The organism is Dietzia sp. JS16-p6b (assembly GCF_003052165.1).
Taxonomy (GTDB): Bacteria; Actinomycetota; Actinomycetes; order Mycobacteriales; family Mycobacteriaceae; genus Dietzia.
Genome location: NZ_CP024869.1, coordinates 1,312,464 through 1,329,688 on the forward strand (window position 1 = coordinate 1,312,464; position 17,225 = coordinate 1,329,688).

17 protein-coding genes are annotated in these 17,225 nt (G+C 67.3%); 9 read left to right on the plus strand and 8 right to left on the minus strand.

Annotation, left to right across the window (positions count from 1 at the left end):
• Nucleotides 1-33: 33 nt before the first annotated feature.
• The 4 genes from CT688_RS17300 to CT688_RS05945 all read left to right on the plus strand — a co-directional run bounded on the left by CT688_RS17300 (nucleotide 34) and on the right by CT688_RS05945 (nucleotide 2,067).
• Nucleotides 34-189: a hypothetical protein gene (locus tag CT688_RS17300; RefSeq protein ID WP_156607145.1), complete on the plus strand. Its 156-nt coding sequence runs from the start codon at nucleotides 34-36 to the stop codon at nucleotides 187-189.
• Nucleotides 186-758, plus strand: coding sequence for a hypothetical protein (locus CT688_RS05935; protein ID WP_107756139.1), 573 nt, complete (start codon nucleotides 186-188; stop codon nucleotides 756-758). Before CT688_RS17300 ends, CT688_RS05935 begins: the two co-directional genes overlap by 4 nt.
• A gap of 191 nt (nucleotides 759-949) precedes the next feature.
• Nucleotides 950-1,369, plus strand: coding sequence for a hypothetical protein (locus tag CT688_RS05940; protein ID WP_159077991.1), 420 nt, complete (start codon nucleotides 950-952; stop codon nucleotides 1,367-1,369).
• A gap of 29 nt (nucleotides 1,370-1,398) precedes the next feature.
• The gene (locus CT688_RS05945; protein WP_107756141.1) at nucleotides 1,399-2,067 is read left to right on the plus strand and encodes a hypothetical protein; all 669 of its coding nucleotides are present in this window, start codon (nucleotides 1,399-1,401) and stop codon (nucleotides 2,065-2,067) included.
• 117 nt (nucleotides 2,068-2,184) lie between these two features.
• Here CT688_RS05945 and CT688_RS17305 read toward each other — a convergent pair whose 3' ends face one another.
• From CT688_RS17305 to CT688_RS05960, 4 genes are all read right to left on the minus strand, one after another.
• The gene (locus CT688_RS17305) at nucleotides 2,185-2,409 is read right to left on the minus strand and encodes a hypothetical protein (RefSeq protein WP_156607147.1); all 225 of its coding nucleotides are present in this window, start codon (nucleotides 2,407-2,409) and stop codon (nucleotides 2,185-2,187) included.
• 821 nt (nucleotides 2,410-3,230) lie between these two features.
• Complete coding sequence (locus tag CT688_RS05950) at nucleotides 3,231-5,678, minus strand: S8 family peptidase (protein WP_231750517.1); 2,448 nt, start codon at nucleotides 5,676-5,678, stop codon at nucleotides 3,231-3,233.
• 65 nt (nucleotides 5,679-5,743) lie between these two features.
• On the minus strand, nucleotides 5,744-6,721 hold the full coding sequence (locus tag CT688_RS05955) for an AAA family ATPase (protein WP_107756143.1): 978 nt from the start codon (nucleotides 6,719-6,721) through the stop codon (nucleotides 5,744-5,746).
• A 226-nt stretch (nucleotides 6,722-6,947) separates the two neighbouring features.
• Nucleotides 6,948-7,286, minus strand: a complete 339-nt coding sequence (locus tag CT688_RS05960) for a helix-turn-helix domain-containing protein (RefSeq protein WP_231750518.1) — start codon at nucleotides 7,284-7,286, stop codon at nucleotides 6,948-6,950.
• A gap of 218 nt (nucleotides 7,287-7,504) precedes the next feature.
• On the opposite strand from CT688_RS05960, the gene rarD reads away from it, so the two are divergent.
• Nucleotides 7,505-8,410: an EamA family transporter RarD gene (rarD, locus tag CT688_RS05965; protein ID WP_231750519.1), complete on the plus strand. Its 906-nt coding sequence runs from the start codon at nucleotides 7,505-7,507 to the stop codon at nucleotides 8,408-8,410.
• Nucleotides 8,411-8,433: 23 nt separating this feature from the next.
• Here the strand turns inward: rarD and CT688_RS05970 are convergent, their stop codons facing one another.
• Entirely contained in the window at nucleotides 8,434-9,543 is a 1,110-nt protein-coding gene (locus CT688_RS05970; RefSeq protein ID WP_107756145.1) for an alpha/beta hydrolase, read from the minus strand.
• Nucleotides 9,544-9,602: 59 nt separating this feature from the next.
• Here CT688_RS05970 and CT688_RS05975 point away from each other — a divergent pair, with 59 nt between their 5' ends.
• From CT688_RS05975 to CT688_RS05990, 4 genes are all read left to right on the plus strand, one after another.
• Nucleotides 9,603-10,589, plus strand: coding sequence for an ABC transporter ATP-binding protein (locus CT688_RS05975; RefSeq protein ID WP_107758041.1), 987 nt, complete (start codon nucleotides 9,603-9,605; stop codon nucleotides 10,587-10,589).
• Nucleotides 10,586-12,166, plus strand: a complete 1,581-nt coding sequence (locus CT688_RS05980; RefSeq protein ID WP_107756146.1) for an ABC transporter permease — start codon at nucleotides 10,586-10,588, stop codon at nucleotides 12,164-12,166. The genes CT688_RS05975 and CT688_RS05980 overlap by 4 nt, the downstream gene beginning before the upstream one ends.
• 94 nt (nucleotides 12,167-12,260) lie before the next feature.
• On the plus strand, nucleotides 12,261-13,136 hold the full coding sequence (locus tag CT688_RS05985) for a serine hydrolase (protein WP_107756147.1): 876 nt from the start codon (nucleotides 12,261-12,263) through the stop codon (nucleotides 13,134-13,136).
• Nucleotides 13,137-13,340: 204 nt separating this feature from the next.
• Nucleotides 13,341-13,850 carry a DUF3145 domain-containing protein gene (locus CT688_RS05990; protein WP_107756148.1) on the plus strand — a complete coding sequence of 170 codons (510 nt, stop codon included), beginning with the start codon at nucleotides 13,341-13,343 and terminating at the stop codon, nucleotides 13,848-13,850.
• 322 nt (nucleotides 13,851-14,172) lie between these two features.
• Here the strand turns inward: CT688_RS05990 and CT688_RS05995 are convergent, their stop codons facing one another.
• The 3 genes from CT688_RS05995 to CT688_RS06005 all read right to left on the minus strand — a co-directional run bounded on the left by CT688_RS05995 (nucleotide 14,173) and on the right by CT688_RS06005 (nucleotide 17,150).
• Nucleotides 14,173-15,609, minus strand: coding sequence for an acyl-CoA carboxylase subunit beta (locus CT688_RS05995; RefSeq protein ID WP_107756149.1), 1,437 nt, complete (start codon nucleotides 15,607-15,609; stop codon nucleotides 14,173-14,175).
• Between the two features lie 258 nt (nucleotides 15,610-15,867).
• Nucleotides 15,868-16,119, minus strand: a complete 252-nt coding sequence (gene acpM, locus CT688_RS06000; protein WP_095719155.1) for a meromycolate extension acyl carrier protein AcpM — start codon at nucleotides 16,117-16,119, stop codon at nucleotides 15,868-15,870.
• A gap of 104 nt (nucleotides 16,120-16,223) precedes the next feature.
• Nucleotides 16,224-17,150, minus strand: coding sequence for an ACP S-malonyltransferase (locus tag CT688_RS06005; protein ID WP_107756150.1), 927 nt, complete (start codon nucleotides 17,148-17,150; stop codon nucleotides 16,224-16,226).
• Between the last annotated feature and the right edge of the window lie 75 nt (nucleotides 17,151-17,225).

The window sequence follows — 17,225 nt, forward strand, 5'->3', positions numbered from 1 at the left end:
CACCCTCCACCGCAACGCACGAGGACACCACACATGAACCGCATCCCCACACCCGACACCGACCGCTTCGACGCCCTCAAGGCCGACATCGCCGCCATCTTCCGCAAGTACCCCGAAGCAATCGTCCCCGCCATCGCAGCCCTCCAAGACGCAGTCGCAGACCACGACCCCCGGAGACGAGCAGGATGATCGACATCGCCGACGACGGCGAACCGTCTCGGTCCACCCCCCAAAAGCTGCCTGCGCAGCACAGTCGGAACACCCTCGACGACGCGGTCAAACGCGCCTACGAGGCCGGGTACGGGCGCAACCAGATCGCCGAAGCACTCGGAGTCGGTGGGGGAACCGTCTCTCGTGCAGCAGTCCGGCTCGGGCTCAAGTTTGACGGTACCCAGACCGCCCAGGCCACCGCGTCACGTGTCGAATCTGCTCGCTTCAACCTCGCCTCGACGCTCTCGGAAGTCGCCGAATTGGGGGCGCGCAGGATGCTGGTCGAGATTCAAGCCGACGTGATCGACCCGTCCGTACTCAAGGCTGTGAGCATCGCGACGGGGATTGCTATCGACAAGCTTGCGGTAATCGCTGAACAGTTGCCGGCCCCGCAGGATGACTTTGAATCAGCGCACGCGTTCATGGAGAACTTCACCTACGGGATCTTCGAGGAATACCACCGAACTCACCCCGACGCCGGTGCCATCGAGGAGTGGGGGGACGAACATGTTGCTACCGACGGCATCGAGCCGTGGGACGCCGATTGATCGGACGCCGATCAAGGGATTACGAATCCGGTAATGTGCGCGTCTTCGCAGGTCAATTGCTATGTGGTCACGGCGTGGTCACTGTCGGTCCGGACATTCGGGAGCGATCTCGGCGCGAACTCGGACCCTATCGGGGCAGGAAAAATAAGTCTTCGAGACCCCGACCACGTCATCGAGGAGCGGAACCCCGGTTGATTTTCAGCATGGACGATGACGAGTTCCTGGAGGCGTACGGGCGAGCGCAACTGCGCAACTTCTCGTACCCGTTCATCGCCGAGGCCGTTCGCGAGATTGACCTACAGGACACGGACCCCGAGATGCCGGTGATCGTACGGAACAGGCTCTTCGACAACGTCGTCCAGCTCATGTCGTGGACCGGTTGGTCGTCGCCTCACGGGAAGCGCCGCCTACCCGAGCACAGTGGCAGGTTCATGTACGCCGTCACAGCTACCCGTAAGGCTTCCTTCAAGTGGAACGGGAAGCGGTACCAACGCCTCTCGCCAGACACCGAGTTGAAGCCTCTGCCGGACGGGCCGATCTACTACCGCGACGGACGCAGGCACCCCTCAGACCCGCCCACGCTGATCTGGGTGCACACCGACAAGCCCTAACCACCACACCACCACCTAGGAGTTGCACCATGGCCAAGAAGACACTGCACGATATCGAGACCGAGCTGGACGCGATCCGCACCGAGGCCCGCGCCACCGCGACCCGGCTGAAGTCGGGCGGCGACTACACCCCGCAAGGCGTCACTGAGACGTTCACGCGCTACGAGAAGCACGGCAACTGGTCCGCCAATGTGGAGGAGTTGGCAGCAGCCGCGTCCGCCGCAATCGACAATGCCTCCCGACAGCGTGACGAGCTGAAGGCCGCGATGGTCACCCCGGCTGGCACTGTGGAGGAGCAGTTGCTCGCAGAGATGCGCTACCAGCGGCGGTCGCAGCGCGTGTCCGCAGCACTCGACGCCGGAGCTGGCGACCTAGTCGACCTCATCGCCAACGCTGACCCGGCTGACCTTCCCCTTCTGTACGAGCGCGCCGTCGACCACTACACGGTCAAGGGAGGCGAGGCAGGTAAGGCCGGAATGGCGATGCTCGACCACGCACTCAAGGAGCGGAACCCGGACTACGCCGCCGCTGCGTCTACCGCAGGCCGCGCCGAGTCCACTCGCCATGTCATCGCCGAGAAGCTCAAGTTCGTCCGCGAGGCGGTGACCAACCCCGATGCTTCCGATCCGACGCCCGGTGGAGTGGCTACCGTCTCGGTGACCGCTGCCGGCGAGGACGTCGCAGGCCTGGCAGCCTGACCCCATAGTCTCCGCTGGCTGAGTGTGGTGGCCCGGCCAGCGGCGCGGCATTGGTACCGCCGCACACGACGAACCCCCACGGCCTTCGCGGCGGTGGGGGTTCGTTGCGTCCAGGGGCTACTCAGGCAGTGAGTCGAGGATCGCCTGCGCAACCTCACGAGCGATCGAAGCGGGGATAAAGACGGGATCGTCGTGGTCCTTGCCGGGGTACCCCACGTGCAACGCCACCATCGCAGGGAGCGGAGCGTCGGGATAGTCCGGGGTGGAGGGCTCGTACCACGCCTCGACAGGGCAATCGGGGTGATCGACACTGCGAACCTGGGGGATTACGGGAGTTGCCATCGTGCTGCCTTTCGGTAGGAGGAACTTACAAGCGACTCTCGGTGAGGGCCGCGATCCCTAACCCATCAGGGATCGAGATGGGTTCCTTTCCTGTACCGGTGGCAGCCGGTGAGTAGACCGTAGCGCAGCCCGTAGGGCGAATCAAGCCCTTTGACCACCGGCAAGTCGACGGGTTCGTGGTCACGTCGTGGTCACCAAGCACCCGTAAACGACGGAACGGGCAGAGGCGGCGCGGAATCACCACCACCCCGCCACCTGCGAAAACGAACTAGGCGGAACCGTGCGGAGCAGGCGGCACGACTGGGAGCGTTCTCATAATCCGCTGGTCGCGGGTTCGAGCCCCGCTGGCCCCACCAGAAGGTCGTTGTTCAAACACTCAAAGTCCTCGGTTTGAGTCCTACCTTCCGCCAGGACTTGTTCGCGGCGGAGGGGGGAGTGGATGTCCGAGTTGGGGAACACGTCGAACGGTGGTCCAGGGTGGACGTGGAGGCCGTCTTCACCGGCGGGGGTTCCGACAAGTCGATCTATTGGAAACTCACTCCGGCGGGCGATGACTACTTGGTGAAGCTGCGAGCTATGCGTCGCATTGAGGAAGCAGAGGAATCGAATGAGTCAGATACCGTTCCGCAGGGTGTTAGTGGGTAAATCAAGCATGGGCGGGGCGGCATCCCTTGTGATGGATTGTCCCAGAGGGACGATCCAGCCCCTCGCTACGATCAGGAAGCGCCACATCCGCGTCCGCGAGCCAGACCAAAACGGACGGAATCGACGCCTGATACCTAGTAAGGCTCCGCGCAAAGTGAAGGCCGAAGCAGCCAAGCCTACCCCTGGGGCTCGATTGTGACTCTAGCACGAACCTGAGCCCGCACCTGGCTGTACACGTCGATGTTGAGAGCCGGCGCAACCCAGAGGGAGAGCGCGACGGCGAAATCAACCCGCTCGCCGTGCAGTCCGCCAGCCTGCTCATAGCACTTGACTCGCACCTTCATGTTCGATCCCTGCCCGGATGCGAACGTGCTCTGCAACTCCCACGACTGGCGTTGCAGGGTTGTCGCTCCGCGCGTCGTGGCGTCTGAACTGAGTCCTGTCGGTGTTCCGAGCTTCGGGATGGCACCCTCCGGCTTGACGAAGGACATTTTCGCCTTTCGGTACTGCCGATGCCGCCAGTTGACGGGGGTGAGCCACGCGAGGGTCGCTTCGATGCGTTTGGCCTCGCGTACGTTAAGACCGTCGGGCAGCGGGAAGAGCAGTTCTTGCTCCTCGTTTGCGCCGATCGATCCGATGAAGAGCACTACGGCTTCATTTTTGGCGCAGCCGTCCGCGTAGTCGCGTGTCGCGGCGCCGTTCCCAAAAGCGTTCTCACCAGGGATCGGGTCATGTTCCGAATGGTCGGGGGATGCTGCTCCGTGCGCCAGCAGTGCTTTGATCGCGGACGCTCGTTGTCGTGTGCTGATGGACACCTCGGCGGTCATTTCGGAGACCACGTCGTGGAGGCGCGCTGCTCTTCTGGCGACGAGTGCCGCAGCCGGGCTCGTGCCGGAGATGTGTGTCTCTCGAAACTGGCTCGGGGTCGCGACGCGGATGCCTGGTCCGAGCGACGAGAGACCAGCGAACGAGATCGTGTCCGGAGCGGTGATGCCGTCCCGAAAGAACACGCGTCCACCGTTGGCTGCGAGGTCTGGTTTGACGCTCCGACGGTATCCGCTGCCGGTCGGGGATATAGGGCTGATGGCCGGAAGTCCATCGGTGGGATCGACGGCGTATCCCTGCGGATCGACTATCGATGCGTCGCCATGAATCGCGCCGACGCTGATCGCGTTCACCGATTCGGCGGGAGCAAGGAGGCGACGCTTGTTCTGCTGACGGGCGATCGCATCGAGGATCGCGCGTCGTCGGTCATCGCCTTGGAGGCCAGCGATCTCGCCGGAGGATGCCGGGCTGAGAACGAGATTCTGGTGATTGCCTGCTGACACGATGATGAGCACGCCGTACTGGTAGCTGAGCCAGTCAATAATGCGTGCCCACGACGACAGAATGGTATCGAATGGTGCGGCCGGGTCGCCAACCGAGATGTTGACGATCGCGATCGTCTCGCCCGCTGCTGGCTGCGAGCCTGTTCCGTCGAACAATTCCCGGAACACCCGCCACATCAGATCCGGGACGAGCTCCTCGGTAGGAAGCTCCTCGATCCTGTTCTCGGTATCGTCGGCCGGGGTCAGGATCGGGCGCACGAGTACCGGTCGCACCGCGGGCGCCTCGCCGAGGCCGCGGTCTCCCCAGACGGCCACCGACGACATCCACGTGCCGTGGCGCAGTTCATCGACGGTCGCCTTCTGGAGCAGGTCGTCGGGATCGTAAACCTCCACGCGGCCACGTAACAGCGGGTGGTTCGCCGCAGGGGCTCCATCAAGAAGGCAGAGAACCGGATCGCCCGTCGGCAGGCCCCCATCTATCTGTCCTTGTGCTTCGGTGGGCGGGCCGACGACAGGCAGGGCTTGCCCCGAGACGCGCAGATACATGACGTTCGCGGAACGGACGACACGAACCGCATCGTGGTTCCCGGACGCCAGATCGCGCAGCAACTGATTCGGCACGGTGCACTTGAGCCCGTGATAGCCGATCTGGTCAATGATCGCGGATGCAGTGACCTGACCACCGGCCTGTTCGACCAGGGCGGTCACCTCCTGCTGGCTTTGTCGCCGCTTCTGATCACTCCGGCGATACCACAACTCGATCTCGATACTTTGTGGGCGGTCATCGATGCGCCCGGCGAAGTACTCGTCCCAGTCGATGGCCCGCAGCCGATCCTGCGGCGCCCAGGGTCGGAGGTCTTTCAAGTGGGCGAAGAGGTCCCGAAGCTTCGAATACCCGTACGGAAGGTCGTCCGTGGCTCTCCACGTGCGCCACAGTGAAAACAGATTGTCGAACGCCGTCTGGTTCGCGCACACCGCATGCAGGCACGAGGCGATGTACGGTTTTGCGTTCTCCTTGATCAATTGGAACTCATCGTTGGGCGTGATCGTGCTCTCAGCCTCGATGAGGACTTCGATGCCAAGGTTGGTGGCCACTGCAGACAAATCGATCTGCTCATCGAGTGCTTCGAACACGAGCACGAGTTGAGGGTCAGCAGCATGGATCGAATCCGAAATCTGGACCTGATCGCCGATCGCGGCTATCGCCTCATCGAAACGTGCGTCGATCCGCTGCGAGCGCTTCTCCGGATCGGTGAACCGGGCACGTCCACTGCCGCCGCGCGGCCCTGGGATCATGCGCGGTGAGGTAACTCGCCCCAGAATGACGGGCCGCTCGGTTGAGGCCCGATCCTCCGGGGGCATTACTCCTCGCTAACGTGGGCGCGACTGGACCATTGCTTTAGTAGCTGCTGCGCGACCGCAGTCGAGTCAGGCTCCGGCCCGGAGAGGATGGAGCGCCGCTGCATGTCCAAGGCAAACTCTTCGAGCTCAGCGAAGCTGACCCGGCCGAGACGGTCGGCAATCGTCCGCGGAGAGAGTCCCAGGCTGACCCCGCTCCGAGCCGACCAAGCTTGCAGCCACTCGACCTTTCCGGCCCGAGTGGGGTTCGGCAGTTCGAGTCGAAGTTGCATGCGCCGCCAGACCGCGCGATCCAGAAGCTCGGCATGATTGGTGGCAGCGATGACGATGACGTGACTCGGAAGACCGTCCACTTGCAGCAGCAATGAGCTCACTACCCGCTTGATCTCGCCGGTCTCGTGAGTATCGCCACGTTCTTTAGCGACAACGTCGAACTCATCGAAGAAGAGCACGCACGGCCTGACCCTCACTGCGTCGAACAACGCCTCCATACGGGACGCGGTCTCACCGAGAAAACTGCCGATGAGGCCCTCGTAGCGAACGCTCAATAATGGAACGGCCAACTCGGTCGCGACCGCCTCAGCCAGTGAGGTCTTGCCGCCGCCGGGCGGCCCGACGAACAGGAGGCGATGACGAGGCTCGACACCGTGACTGCGCAGAAGATCACGGCGGTGATGCTCTTCGATGAGCTGACTGACTGCTTGTCGGGCCTCGACGGGAAGAACCAATTCCGACACTCGCCGCTCGGGTTCCTGCTCGTGGAACAGCCCGCGAACAGCGTCATTCCGCGCGAGTGAGGTGACGTTGGCAGTCGGGGTGGACCGACGTGTGCGTAGAGCGTCAGTCAGCTGCGAGGCGAGCACATTGTGCTTCTTGTTCTCTTCCTCGGCGATGAGAGCCTCGGCCGCACGCCGGAAGGCGAGGTCATCGCCACCGGCACCGGACTGCACGAGAGCCAAGAGCAGGTCTCCACGTGCCATGCCTCACTCTCCTCTGCGTTCGTTCAGTCGACATCTTTGATCCATCGTACGGAGCACCCATGGGTGACCATCCGTGTGCCGCGCCGTCGGAAAGGCAGTTCGTCGTCATCACAACCCGTTTGCTCTGCCGGAGTGTCACTATGCAGAGGCGTTGGATCACGTCCGGTAACGATAACGGAGGTATCCGACACTCCTAGCCAACGCCCGTGATGATGTCGCCCAACCGTCAAACGCTGATGAAGCGGCGACCGCGGGGACGGATCGTCCCGCAGCACGCGACCACCGCGGCACGTCCCTCTTCATCGCTGATGCCGAGACGCTCAGCGATCGGCACCAAGGTCATCACGTCCCCATACAGACGTGACGCTTCCTGGCGAGTCTGCTCGAACAGGACCGGTATGCGGGTATCCAGGCCCGTCCCGCGCGCCATCTCCCACGCCGTCCCGCGACGTACACCGATCCTCGCCGTCAGCTCCTGAACAGGTACCCCGGCGGCGTAGGCAGCAAGCAGTGCGCTCCGATTCGAGCCACTCAAACGGGTTTGAGACTGACGCGTTTCCTCCACGACCGGACCACACTGGTCCACTCGCTGAACCCGCTCGGGACGCCGCCCACGAGGTCGCGAGTCCGGGAGAACACGGGGAATCAGCGTTCCGAGCGGCTTGCTCTGGTTTGACAAGCACATACGGAGGCCCACGGGAAGGATCGCCCACCCCCTGGTCAGCAGCGGAGGCCGAATGGCCCTCCACCCGCAACGCGCGGCGCGACTATATGTTTTTCCCCATGAATCCGACGGGGACACATGGCGATACCGCGCGCGGGGTCGGTGCCGTCGTCGTGGCGTCGAGCCTGTTCGGCCTGATCTTCTACCTCTCCGGGGTGATCGACGCCTCGGCCGAGGTGGTCTTCGGGTGGCGGATCGTGGTGACCTTCGCCTGCTACAGCCTCGTGTTGATCTTCCCCTCGGGGCGCGCGATGGCCCGTGACTCGTGGGCGGCCCTCACGCGAGTGTGGTGGTCTCCGCTGGTGTTCGGGCTGCTCTGCGCCCTGGTCGGGGTACAGCTCTGGCTGTTCTCCTGGGCGCCGCTGCACGGCCACGCCCTGGATGCGTCGATCGGGTTCCTGCTCCTGCCGCTGGCCCTGGTGATCGGCAGCCGGGTCGTTCTCAGGTCGCGCGTGTCCGCCTGGCAGTGGGTGGCTGTGGGGATCGCCGCCGTCGCCGTCGTCGTCAACATCGCGGTGACACCGAGCGTGTCCTGGGTGACGCTCGTGATCTGTACGGGGTACCCGGTCTACTTCGTCGTTCGCCGCCGTGTCGGCATGGACACGCCGATGGCGTTCGGGTGGGAGGTCGCCGCGCTCACCCCTGTTAGCGGATGGTTGATCTGGTCCGGTACCCAGCATCCGTCGTCGATGGCGGGGACCGTCGCGCTTCTCTCGGTCGGCCTCGCCGGGGCGGCGGCGATGGCGGCGTACCTCGCCGCGTCGAGGTTGCTCCCGCTTCCCCTGTTCGGGCTCCTCGGGTACCTGGAACCGGTGCTGCTGGTCGCCGTGGCGTTCGCGCTCGGGGAGACGATCCGGGGGGTCGACACCGTCACCTTCGTCCTGCTCGGGCTCGCCCTGGCCCTGCTCGCGGCAGAGGGCTACCGTGCGGACCGACGCCGCCGGTCGAGCGGCATATCACCGTGACCGGGGCGACTCTCGGCGAGGGTTCAGTACGCCAGACCCATCCGCAGCGCGCCCACCGCCTCCGACAGCGCGGCGCGGGCGAGTGGGGTCGCGCCGACGGCGTTGACGAACGGGTGGACCATCGTGGAGTGCCGCCGGAGCGAGACCTTGACCCCGGCGTCGGCCATCTTCCGCGCATACGCCTCGCCCTCGTCGCGTAGCGGATCGAAGCCGCCGGTGGCGACGTGCGCCGGGGGCAAGCCGGAGAAGTCCTCGGCCAGCAGGGGGGAGGCGCGGGGGTCGAGACGGTCGGCGTCCGACCGCAGGTAGGTGTTCTCGTAGAAGTCCATGTTCTTCCCCGTGAGGAAGAACCCCTCGCCGAACAACTCGAACGAGCGGGTCCGCGCCGACATGTTGGTCGCGGGGACGAACAGCAGCTGGAAGTCGGGGGTCTTCTCACCCGCATCGCGGGTCTGCTGACACACCACCGCCGCCAGGTTGCCGCCGGCGCTGTCCCCGCCCACGGCGATTCGCGTGGGGTCCACCCCGAGGGACTCGGCGTTGTCCCGCACATAGCGGAACGAGGCCACGGCGTCCTCGGCTGCAGTGGGGAAGAGGAACTCGGGGGCCAATCGATAGTCCACGCTGAGCACCTTGAGGCCACCCATGCGGGCGATGTACCGGCAGGTCGCATCGTGGGAGTCGATGCTCCCGAGCACCCAACCGCCACCGTGGAAGTACACGAGCATCGGCAGAGCATCATCGCCGTGGACGGGGGAATACAACCGGGCCGGGAGGTCGACCCGGGCGGTGTCGTCGCCTGGACGGCCGGTGCCGGCGAGCGGCAGGACGAGGTCCTTGACGACGGCGAGCTCGATCCGGTTCCCCGAGACGGTGTACGCCGACCGCTCGACGGTCTCGCGCGCCTGCTCGAGCGGCATGTCCTCGTACTCGCCCTCGGACAGCAGGGACATCACGCGGACCCCGGCCTGGAAGTGCGGGTCCAGCACCTGACCATCGATTCGTCGGGGTGCGCCGCCGGCCAGCTGGATCACCGGACCGGGCAGCGAGCCCGAGGCGGTCATGACGGCCTTGGTGAGGCGGTCGGTGATCGAAGGGCGGAAGGTCCTGTGTCCGGACATCGGAGAGAGCATTGCCACATTGTGCCGAGGATGGAGAGGATGGTCGGGAGGATTCGACGAAGGGAATGGTCATGCGTTCAGATTCGGACCCGGTGGTGCACGTCGAGGGCCTGGTCAAGACCTTCGGGGCCACGCGGGCGCTCGACGGCCTGGATCTTCAGGTGCGCCGCGGCGAGGTACACGGTTTCCTGGGACCCAACGGGTCCGGCAAGTCCACCACCATCAGGATCCTGCTGGGCCTCATGCGGTCAGATTCCGGACGCGCGACGCTGTTCGGGCGCGACCCGTGGAGGGACGCGGTCGACCTTCACTCCAGGTTGGCGTACGTCCCGGGGGAGGTGACGCTGTGGCCGCGGCTGACCGGGGGCCAGTGCATCGACATCCTGGGTCGGGCGCTGGGGGGACTGGACCCGGCACGCCGCGCGGAGTTGATCGACCGCTTCCGCCTGGACCCGACCAAACGCACCCGCGACTACTCCAAGGGCAATCGGCAGAAGGTCTCGCTCGTCGCCGCGCTGGCGTCCGGAGCCGAGTTGCTGGTCCTCGACGAGCCCACCTCCGGGCTCGACCCGCTGATGGAGCAGGTGTTCCAGGACTGTGTCCGGGAAGCAGTCGACGGCGGTTCCACCGTGTTGCTCTCCAGCCACATCATGGGCGAGGTCGAAGCGCTGGCCGATCGGGTGAGCATCATTCGCGACGGCCGCACGATCAGCTCGGGCACCCTGGGCGACCTGCGTCGCCACACCACCACCGAGGTCCACGCCGTCACCGACACCGACCCCCGCGCACTGGAGGCCGTCGACGGGGTCGACGGTCTGCGGTTCGAGTCAGCCGGGGACGGGCGCTTCGACGTCCGTTGCCACGTGCCCGCCCAGCGGCTCGGCGAGGTGACGGGGATCCTGCACGCGGCCGGGATACACACGCTCACCGCCACCCCGCCCAGCCTGGACGACCTCTTCCTCAGCGCCTACTCGGGCGCGGGGGCCGGTGAGGGATCCACAGCCGGACCCGCAACGGGACCCGCGGATGCGGGCACGACCGCTGGCGGTCCACAGTGAGCTCCGCGCTGGCCGGCACCGGCCTGCTGGTGCGGATCGACCTGCGGACGGGGTGGCGGTCCGCGGCCGCGTGGGTCGTCGGGTTGGTCGCGCTGTACCTGGTCACCGGCGTCTCGGTCGCCGCGCTTTACGACACCCCGGAGAAACTCGCCACCTACTCGGCCTCCCTCGGCGAGGCGATGGTGATGCTCAACGGCCGCGTGGCCGGACTCGACACCCTGGGCGGGGTGATGATGAACGAGTACGCGTCCATCGCCTCGTTCGCCATCCCGATCATGGCGATCGCCCTGACCGCCCGGTCCACCCGCCGGGAGGAGGAGACCGGCAGGACGGAACTCCTGCTGTCCGCCAGGACGGGTCGGCTCGCCCCGGTCACGGCAACTCTCGTCGTCGTCGCCGGTGTCTTCCTGCTCCTCGGCGCCGGGATCTGGGCGTCGACCCTGGCCATCCCGGTCGACCGGGCCGGTGCCGCGTTCTATGCGGCCTCTATCGTCGCCACCGGGTGGGTGTACGCCGCGGCCACGGCGGTGCTCGCGCAGGTGGTGGCCCACAACCGCACCGTCTGGGCGGCCGGCCTGACCCTGGCCGGCCTCACGTTGGTCCTGCGAGGCATCGGGGACACCAACGAGAACTGGGTGAGGTGGACATCACCACTGGGGTGGCTCGGTCTGGTGCGTCCGTTCGGTGATCCCTCTGCCCTCCCGCTGGTCGTGGCCGTGGTGGCGGCCGTGGCGCTGTCCGGCACCGCTCTGTGGCTCTCCGGACGCCGCGATCTCGGGGAGGGGTTGGTCCCCGCCCGCACGGGACCTGCCGCGGCCTCGAGGTGGCGGTCATCCGAGCTCGGCGTGGCGGTCCACCAGCACCTCGGCGCACTCATCGGGTGGACCCTCGGGGTCGTGGCGCTCATGACCATGTACGGCGCCCTGATGAACGTCGTCGTCGAGGCGATCGTGTCCAACCCCGCCCTCGCGGGCTTCCTCGTCGAGTCCCCGGCACTCGTCGACTCACTCGTGCAGATGCTCGTGGTGTTCGTCGGTATCCTCGGCGCCGGATTCGCCCTGCAGACCCTCGGCGGATTGCGGGGTGAGGAGACCTCGGGGCGGCTGGAGCTCGAACTCGCGGCCGGCCGCTCCAGGTGGTCGGCGCTCGCGCTGCACACCGCGGTCGTGGCCGTGGGAGCCGCAGTTGTCGTCGCGGCGGGGTCCGCGGCGTTCGGCCTGGCCACTGCCGTCGCCCTCGACGACCCGGATTCGGTGGGTCGGATCGTCGGGGCCGGATCCTGGCAGGTGCCCGCCGCGATGGTGTTCGTCGGCCTGTCGGTCGCCCTGTTCGGACTGGTGCCGCGCGCTCAGGCGCTGGCCTGGGCGGTGTTCGCCGTCTCGGCCGTCGTCACGTTCATGGGACCCACCCTCCGGCTCACCGAGTCTCAGATGCGCCTGTCGCCGTTCGGTGCGGTGGGTCGGGCACCCGTCGGACCGGTCGACACGGTGGGGGTGATGGTGCTGCTGGTTCTGGCGGTGGCCCTCGTGGGCGCGGGGGTGGTCGGGTTCCGTCGGCGCGACGTGCCGCGGACGTGACCCCGGACGGGGCGGCGGAACTGACACACTGACCCCGCACCTGTAGACGATCCGGCCGGCGGCGGCCCGATCTGCCATCACCCGGGAGGATCACATGTCGGACGAGTTCGATCGAGACCGGTTGCATGCGGCGTTGGCGGTGGTCGAGGACTGGCCGGTGGACAACGTCTCGGCGGCGGTCGTCGGTGCGGAGGGGGCCCTGGCCGTGCGCGGCGAGGACACCCGCGTCTATCGGCTCGCCTCGGTGACCAAGCCGATCGTGGCCGTCGCGGCACTGCTCGCGGTCGAGGAGGAGGCGATCTCCCTCGACGAGGCCGCCGGGCCCGAGGGGTCGACAGTACGCCACCTGTTGGCCCACGCCTCGGGCCTGGACTTCAGTGATCGCGACAAGGTCCGCGCCGGGCCGGGGGAGCGGCGCATCTATTCCTCCGCGGGCTTCGAGGTCCTCGCCGACCACATCGCGGAGGCCACCGGGATCGCGTTCCCCGACTACCTCACCGAGGCCGTGTGCCAGCCGCTCGGGATGGGGTCGACGGCTCTCGAGGGATCGGCCGGGCACGGAGCGTCGGCCAGCCTCGCCGACCTGATCTCCTTCGCGACCGAACTCGTCGCCCCGACGCTCCTCGCGCCCGAGACCCTCGAGGAGGCGGTGACCGAGCAGTTCCGCGGCCTCGACGGCGTCGTGCCCGGGTACGGCATGCACAAGCCGTGCCCGTGGGGCCTGGGGTTCGAACTCCGTGACGCCAAGCACCCTCATTGGACGGGCCAGCACAATTCTCCCGGGACCTTCGGGCACTTCGGGCAGTCCGGCACGCTGCTGTGGGTGCAGCCCGAGATCGAGACGGCCCTGGTCGTGCTCACCGACCGTGACTTCGGGGACTGGGCCAAGCCGCTGTGGCCGGAGCTGTCGGACCGCGTGGTGGATGCCGCCACCCGGCGCAGTCGTCCGGAGGATTCACTCGGAGGCTGATCGCCCAGTGTCCCCGACACGCCGCCCGGGACTCACACCGGCGGGATTACGGTGCTGTAACTTTGCTGAGAATGCAGAAGTGTCGCTGGTGTAATTCCATCACTTGAGGCACAGTTGTCTACTACAACCACATACGAATCATCGTTCACACGATTTCGCGAGGTCGTTGGGGAAGACGTCCCTCAGTGAGTCGGGAGTGAAGCGATGTCTGATCTGAACCATTTCGCGGATACGACGACAGGTGTGGTGTTCATCCATGCCGCGCCCACCGCGTTGTGCCCTCACGTCGAGTGGGCTCTCGCGAGCACGCTCGACGCGTCCTCAGCTATGCGGTGGGAGGACCAGCCGGCCCAGCCGGGCGCCCGCAAGGCGATCGTCGACTGGATCGGTCCGGTCGGCACCGGTGCGCGCCTGGCCGAGTCGCTGGCCAAGTGGTCGATGCTGGCCTTCGAGGTCACCGAGGACCCGAGCGACCTCGTCGACGGCGAACGCTTCTCCCACACCCCCGAACTCGGGATGTGGCGCGGCCAGACCGGCGCGAGCGGTGACGTGGTGATCGGCGAGAACCGGCTCCGGCACCTCATGGCCGCCGGTCCCGCCGCCTTCCATTCCGCGGTGGACGCCGAACTCGGGACGGCGTGGGACCGCGCCCTCGAGCCACTCCGTGGGCACCCCGCCGCGGCCGAGGTCACCTGGCTCTCCCGGGTGGGCTGACCGCCGCTCCCGGCTCGCGCGCTGACTCCCGCCCGTACCACGAACGCCCGCACCCTCTCGGGGTGCGGGCGTTTTCGTGCCTCGTGCCTCGTGCCTCGTGCCTCGTGCCTCGTGCCTCGTGCCGAAAGCCTCACACCTGGTGACCCAGGCACCTCGAGCGTGGGGCCGGGCTGGGAGCATCCGCTCGTGCGATTGACGCCCGCGCTTCGCCTGGGACGCGCGCCCGCACCGATGCGCAGGCGCGCGAGCATCCCGAGGGGCGGCAGGCCTCGGAATGCTCGCCACGCGGCCCCCCGGCCGTGCTGGCGGGAGGACCCCTAGGTCACAGCGGAATGTTCTTGTGCCGGCCCCGCACGTGAGAGGCGGAGTCGAGTGCCTCGGCGAGGCGGCGACGGGTGTCGGTGGGTTCGATGACCTCGTCGACCACGCCGATGGAGACCGCCCGGCCCACGCCGCCCGCGATCGCGGCGTGCTCGTCGGCCAGTCGCTCGTGCAGGGCCTCACGCTCGTCCTCGGGCGCCGCGGCGAGCGTGCGCTTGTGGAGGATGCCCACCGCTGCCTTGGCGCCCATGACCGCGACCTCGGCATCGGGCCACGCGAACACTGCGGAGGCACCGAGGGCGCGCGAGTTCATGGCGATGTAGGCGCCGCCGTAGATCTTGCGGGTGACCAGCGTGACCCGGGCGACGGACGCCTCCGCGAAGGCGTGCAGCAGTTTGGCCCCACGGCGCACGACGCCGTCCCATTCCTGTGACACCCCTGGCAGATAACCCGGGACATCGACGACGACGAGCAGGGGGACGCCGAACGCGTTGCACAGGCGGACGAACCGGGAGGCCTTCTCGGCGGACTCGGAGTTAAGGCAGCCACCCAGGCGGAGCGGGTTGTTGGCGATCACCCCGACCGTGCGGCCTGACATCCTGCCGAAGCCCACCACGATGCTGGGCGCCCACTTTGCCTGGAGCTCCTCGAAGGTCGAGCTCCCGTCCAGCTCGGACGAGTCGAGGATGCCGTGGACGAGGGGACGGACGTCGTAGGCCCGCTTGGGTGAGTCCGGGAGAAGTCCCGCGAGGTCGGTGTGGTCGCCCTCGAGTGCGCGCAGGTCGAATTCTCCCTGGGCGGCGAGCAGGGTGACCAGGCGCCGTGCTCGGTGCAGCGCGTCCTTCTCGTCGGTGGCGGCGATGTGGCACACACCGGACTTGCGGTGGTGGACGTCCTGGCCGCCGAGTCCCTCCATGTCGACCTGTTCCCCGGTGACGGAGCGGACCACGTCGGGGCCGGTGACGAAGATCTTGCCCGCCGGCGCCATGATCACGACGTCCGTGAGGGCGGGGCCGTACGCGGCACCGCCCGCGGCGGGGCCGAGCACGACCGAGATCTGCGGCACGTGACCCGACGCGCGCACCATGGCCTCGAAGACGAGGCCGACCGCGTGGAGCGCCTCGACGCCCTCGGCGAGACGCGCTCCTCCCGAGTGCCACACACCCACGACGGGCAGGTGCTCGTCGATGGCGGTGTCGATCGCGTGGACGATGTGGCGGCAGCCGTCCAGACCCATCGCCCCACCCATGACGGTGGCATCGGTGGCGTAGGCGATCGTGGCTTCGCCGTCTATCAGTCCCCGGGCGGCGAGTGCGCCCGAGGCGTCTGGCTCCGTGAGGAACTCCAGCGATGCAGGATCGAAGAGAGTCTCGAGCCGTGCGACGGGGTCGCGCGGGTCGATCTGTGTGGTCTGGTCCACGGCGCTGGTGATGGTCATCGAATGCAGTCCTTTCCGCGGCGCACCTCCCGGGTGGGAGGGTGCGCTCCTGATGGACCCCCGGACTGGCTGGTGTGGGGGAGGCGAACGATCGGGGACCCCCGTCCCTGATCGCGCCGTCCGCCCGTCACCCCGCATGACGCGGAGTGTTCTGGTGTGTCGGGTCCCGGATATGGGGAGGGGACGCGGGCTCGTCTGGTGCACCGACCGCACCTTCAGCCCTGAACGCGCCCCCGCCCCGTGCTCCGGGACGTGGTGTCAGCTCTGGTCGATCTTCTGGATGTAGTCGACCGCATCCTGCACAGTACGCAACTTGGCGAGATCCTCGTCCGGGATCTCCACCCCGTAGCGGTCCTCCGTCTGCACGGCGATCTCCACCATGGACAGGGAATCGATGTCCAGATCGTCCACGAAGGACTTCTCCGGCGTCACCTCGGAGGGCTCGATCCCGGTGACCTCCTCGACGATCTCCGCAAGTCCGGAGATGATCTCGGCCTCGGTGCGTGCCATGTGGTGTCCTTTCTGGTGGTGTCGTCGCACCCGGCCGGGTGCGACGTGGTCGTCGTGACACGGCCACCGGACCAGGCCGGTGACCGCGGGTTCGTGGGGGTGGTCTAGGCGCCGCTGAGAGCCGGGACGGCGTCGAGCGCGTCCTCGAGGTCCTCGGGCGTGGTCACGCCGTGGCGGGGCACTTCGCGCATCATTCGCTTGGCCAGGCCGACGAGCGCACCGGAGGGCGGGAGCTCGATAAAGGCGTCGACGCCGAGCTTGAGCATGGTCTGCGTGCACAGGTCCCACCGGACGGGATGGGTGATCTGGGAGATCACGCGGTTCAGGGCGTCCCGGCCCGAGGTGACGACCATGCCGTCGGAGTTGGAGAGCAGAGTGAACTCCGGGTCGCGGACCTCGATCGTGTCCGCCAGGGCGCGGAACTCCTCCACGGCCGACCCCATGTGACCGGTGTGGAACGCCCCGGCGACGTCGAGGCGCCGCAGGCGGGCGCGGATCGGGGGGTTCTGTTCGAGAGCATCGCACGCTTCGAGAGGGCCGGCGGCGACGATCTGCCCGGCGCCGTTCCTGTTCGCCGGTTCCAGACCGGCGTTCTCGAGGGCCAGCAGGACGTCGGCCTCCACCCCACCGAGCACGGCGATCATCCCCGTGGGGCGGTCGGCGCACGCCTTCGACATCGCGGCGCCGCGGACCGAAGCCAGGCGGAGTGCGTCGGCCTCGGAGACCACCCCAGCGATCGCGAGCGCCGCGACCTCGCCGATGGAGTGTCCGGAGACGATGGTGTCCGCAGGGACCCGGCCCCGCCGACGGAGCTCCGCGGCGCCGAGCAGCGCGGAGGCAACCACCAACGGTTGGGTGACCGCGGTGTCGGTGATCTCCTGCAGGGTCGCCGTGGTGCCGAGGCGCTCGAGATCGAGTCCACTCGAGGCGGACCACTCATCGAGACGGTCCGACGAACCGGGGAGCTCGAGCCACGGCGCGAGCATTCCGGCTTTCTGGGACCCTTGTCCTGGGGCGGTGAGGCAAAGCACGAGTATCAGACAACACGGGATGCCCTCCGTCGGATGATGTTCTCGCAGCCAGAAACCACGGCGGGATTTTGTGGG

Coding starts and splice junctions, on each gene's coding strand:
- CT688_RS05945 (WP_107756141.1), top strand. CDS start 1,399: ATGGCCAAGAAGACACTGCACGATATCGAGACCGAGCTGGACGCGATC.
- CT688_RS05995 (WP_107756149.1), bottom strand. CDS start 15,609: ATGACCATCACCAGCGCCGTGGACCAGACCACACAGATCGACCCGCGC.
- CT688_RS05990 (WP_107756148.1), top strand. CDS start 13,341: ATGTCTGATCTGAACCATTTCGCGGATACGACGACAGGTGTGGTGTTC.
- CT688_RS05970 (WP_107756145.1), bottom strand. CDS start 9,543: ATGCTCTCTCCGATGTCCGGACACAGGACCTTCCGCCCTTCGATCACC.
- CT688_RS05950 (WP_231750517.1), bottom strand. CDS start 5,678: ATGATCCCAGGGCCGCGCGGCGGCAGTGGACGTGCCCGGTTCACCGAT.
- CT688_RS17300 (WP_156607145.1), top strand. CDS start 34: ATGAACCGCATCCCCACACCCGACACCGACCGCTTCGACGCCCTCAAG.
- CT688_RS05975 (WP_107758041.1), top strand. CDS start 9,603: ATGCGTTCAGATTCGGACCCGGTGGTGCACGTCGAGGGCCTGGTCAAG.
- rarD (WP_231750519.1), top strand. CDS start 7,505: ATGAATCCGACGGGGACACATGGCGATACCGCGCGCGGGGTCGGTGCC.
- CT688_RS05935 (WP_107756139.1), top strand. CDS start 186: ATGATCGACATCGCCGACGACGGCGAACCGTCTCGGTCCACCCCCCAA.
- CT688_RS17305 (WP_156607147.1), bottom strand. CDS start 2,409: ATGGCAACTCCCGTAATCCCCCAGGTTCGCAGTGTCGATCACCCCGAT.
- acpM (WP_095719155.1), bottom strand. CDS start 16,119: ATGGCACGCACCGAGGCCGAGATCATCTCCGGACTTGCGGAGATCGTC.
- CT688_RS05985 (WP_107756147.1), top strand. CDS start 12,261: ATGTCGGACGAGTTCGATCGAGACCGGTTGCATGCGGCGTTGGCGGTG.
- CT688_RS05955 (WP_107756143.1), bottom strand. CDS start 6,721: ATGGCACGTGGAGACCTGCTCTTGGCTCTCGTGCAGTCCGGTGCCGGT.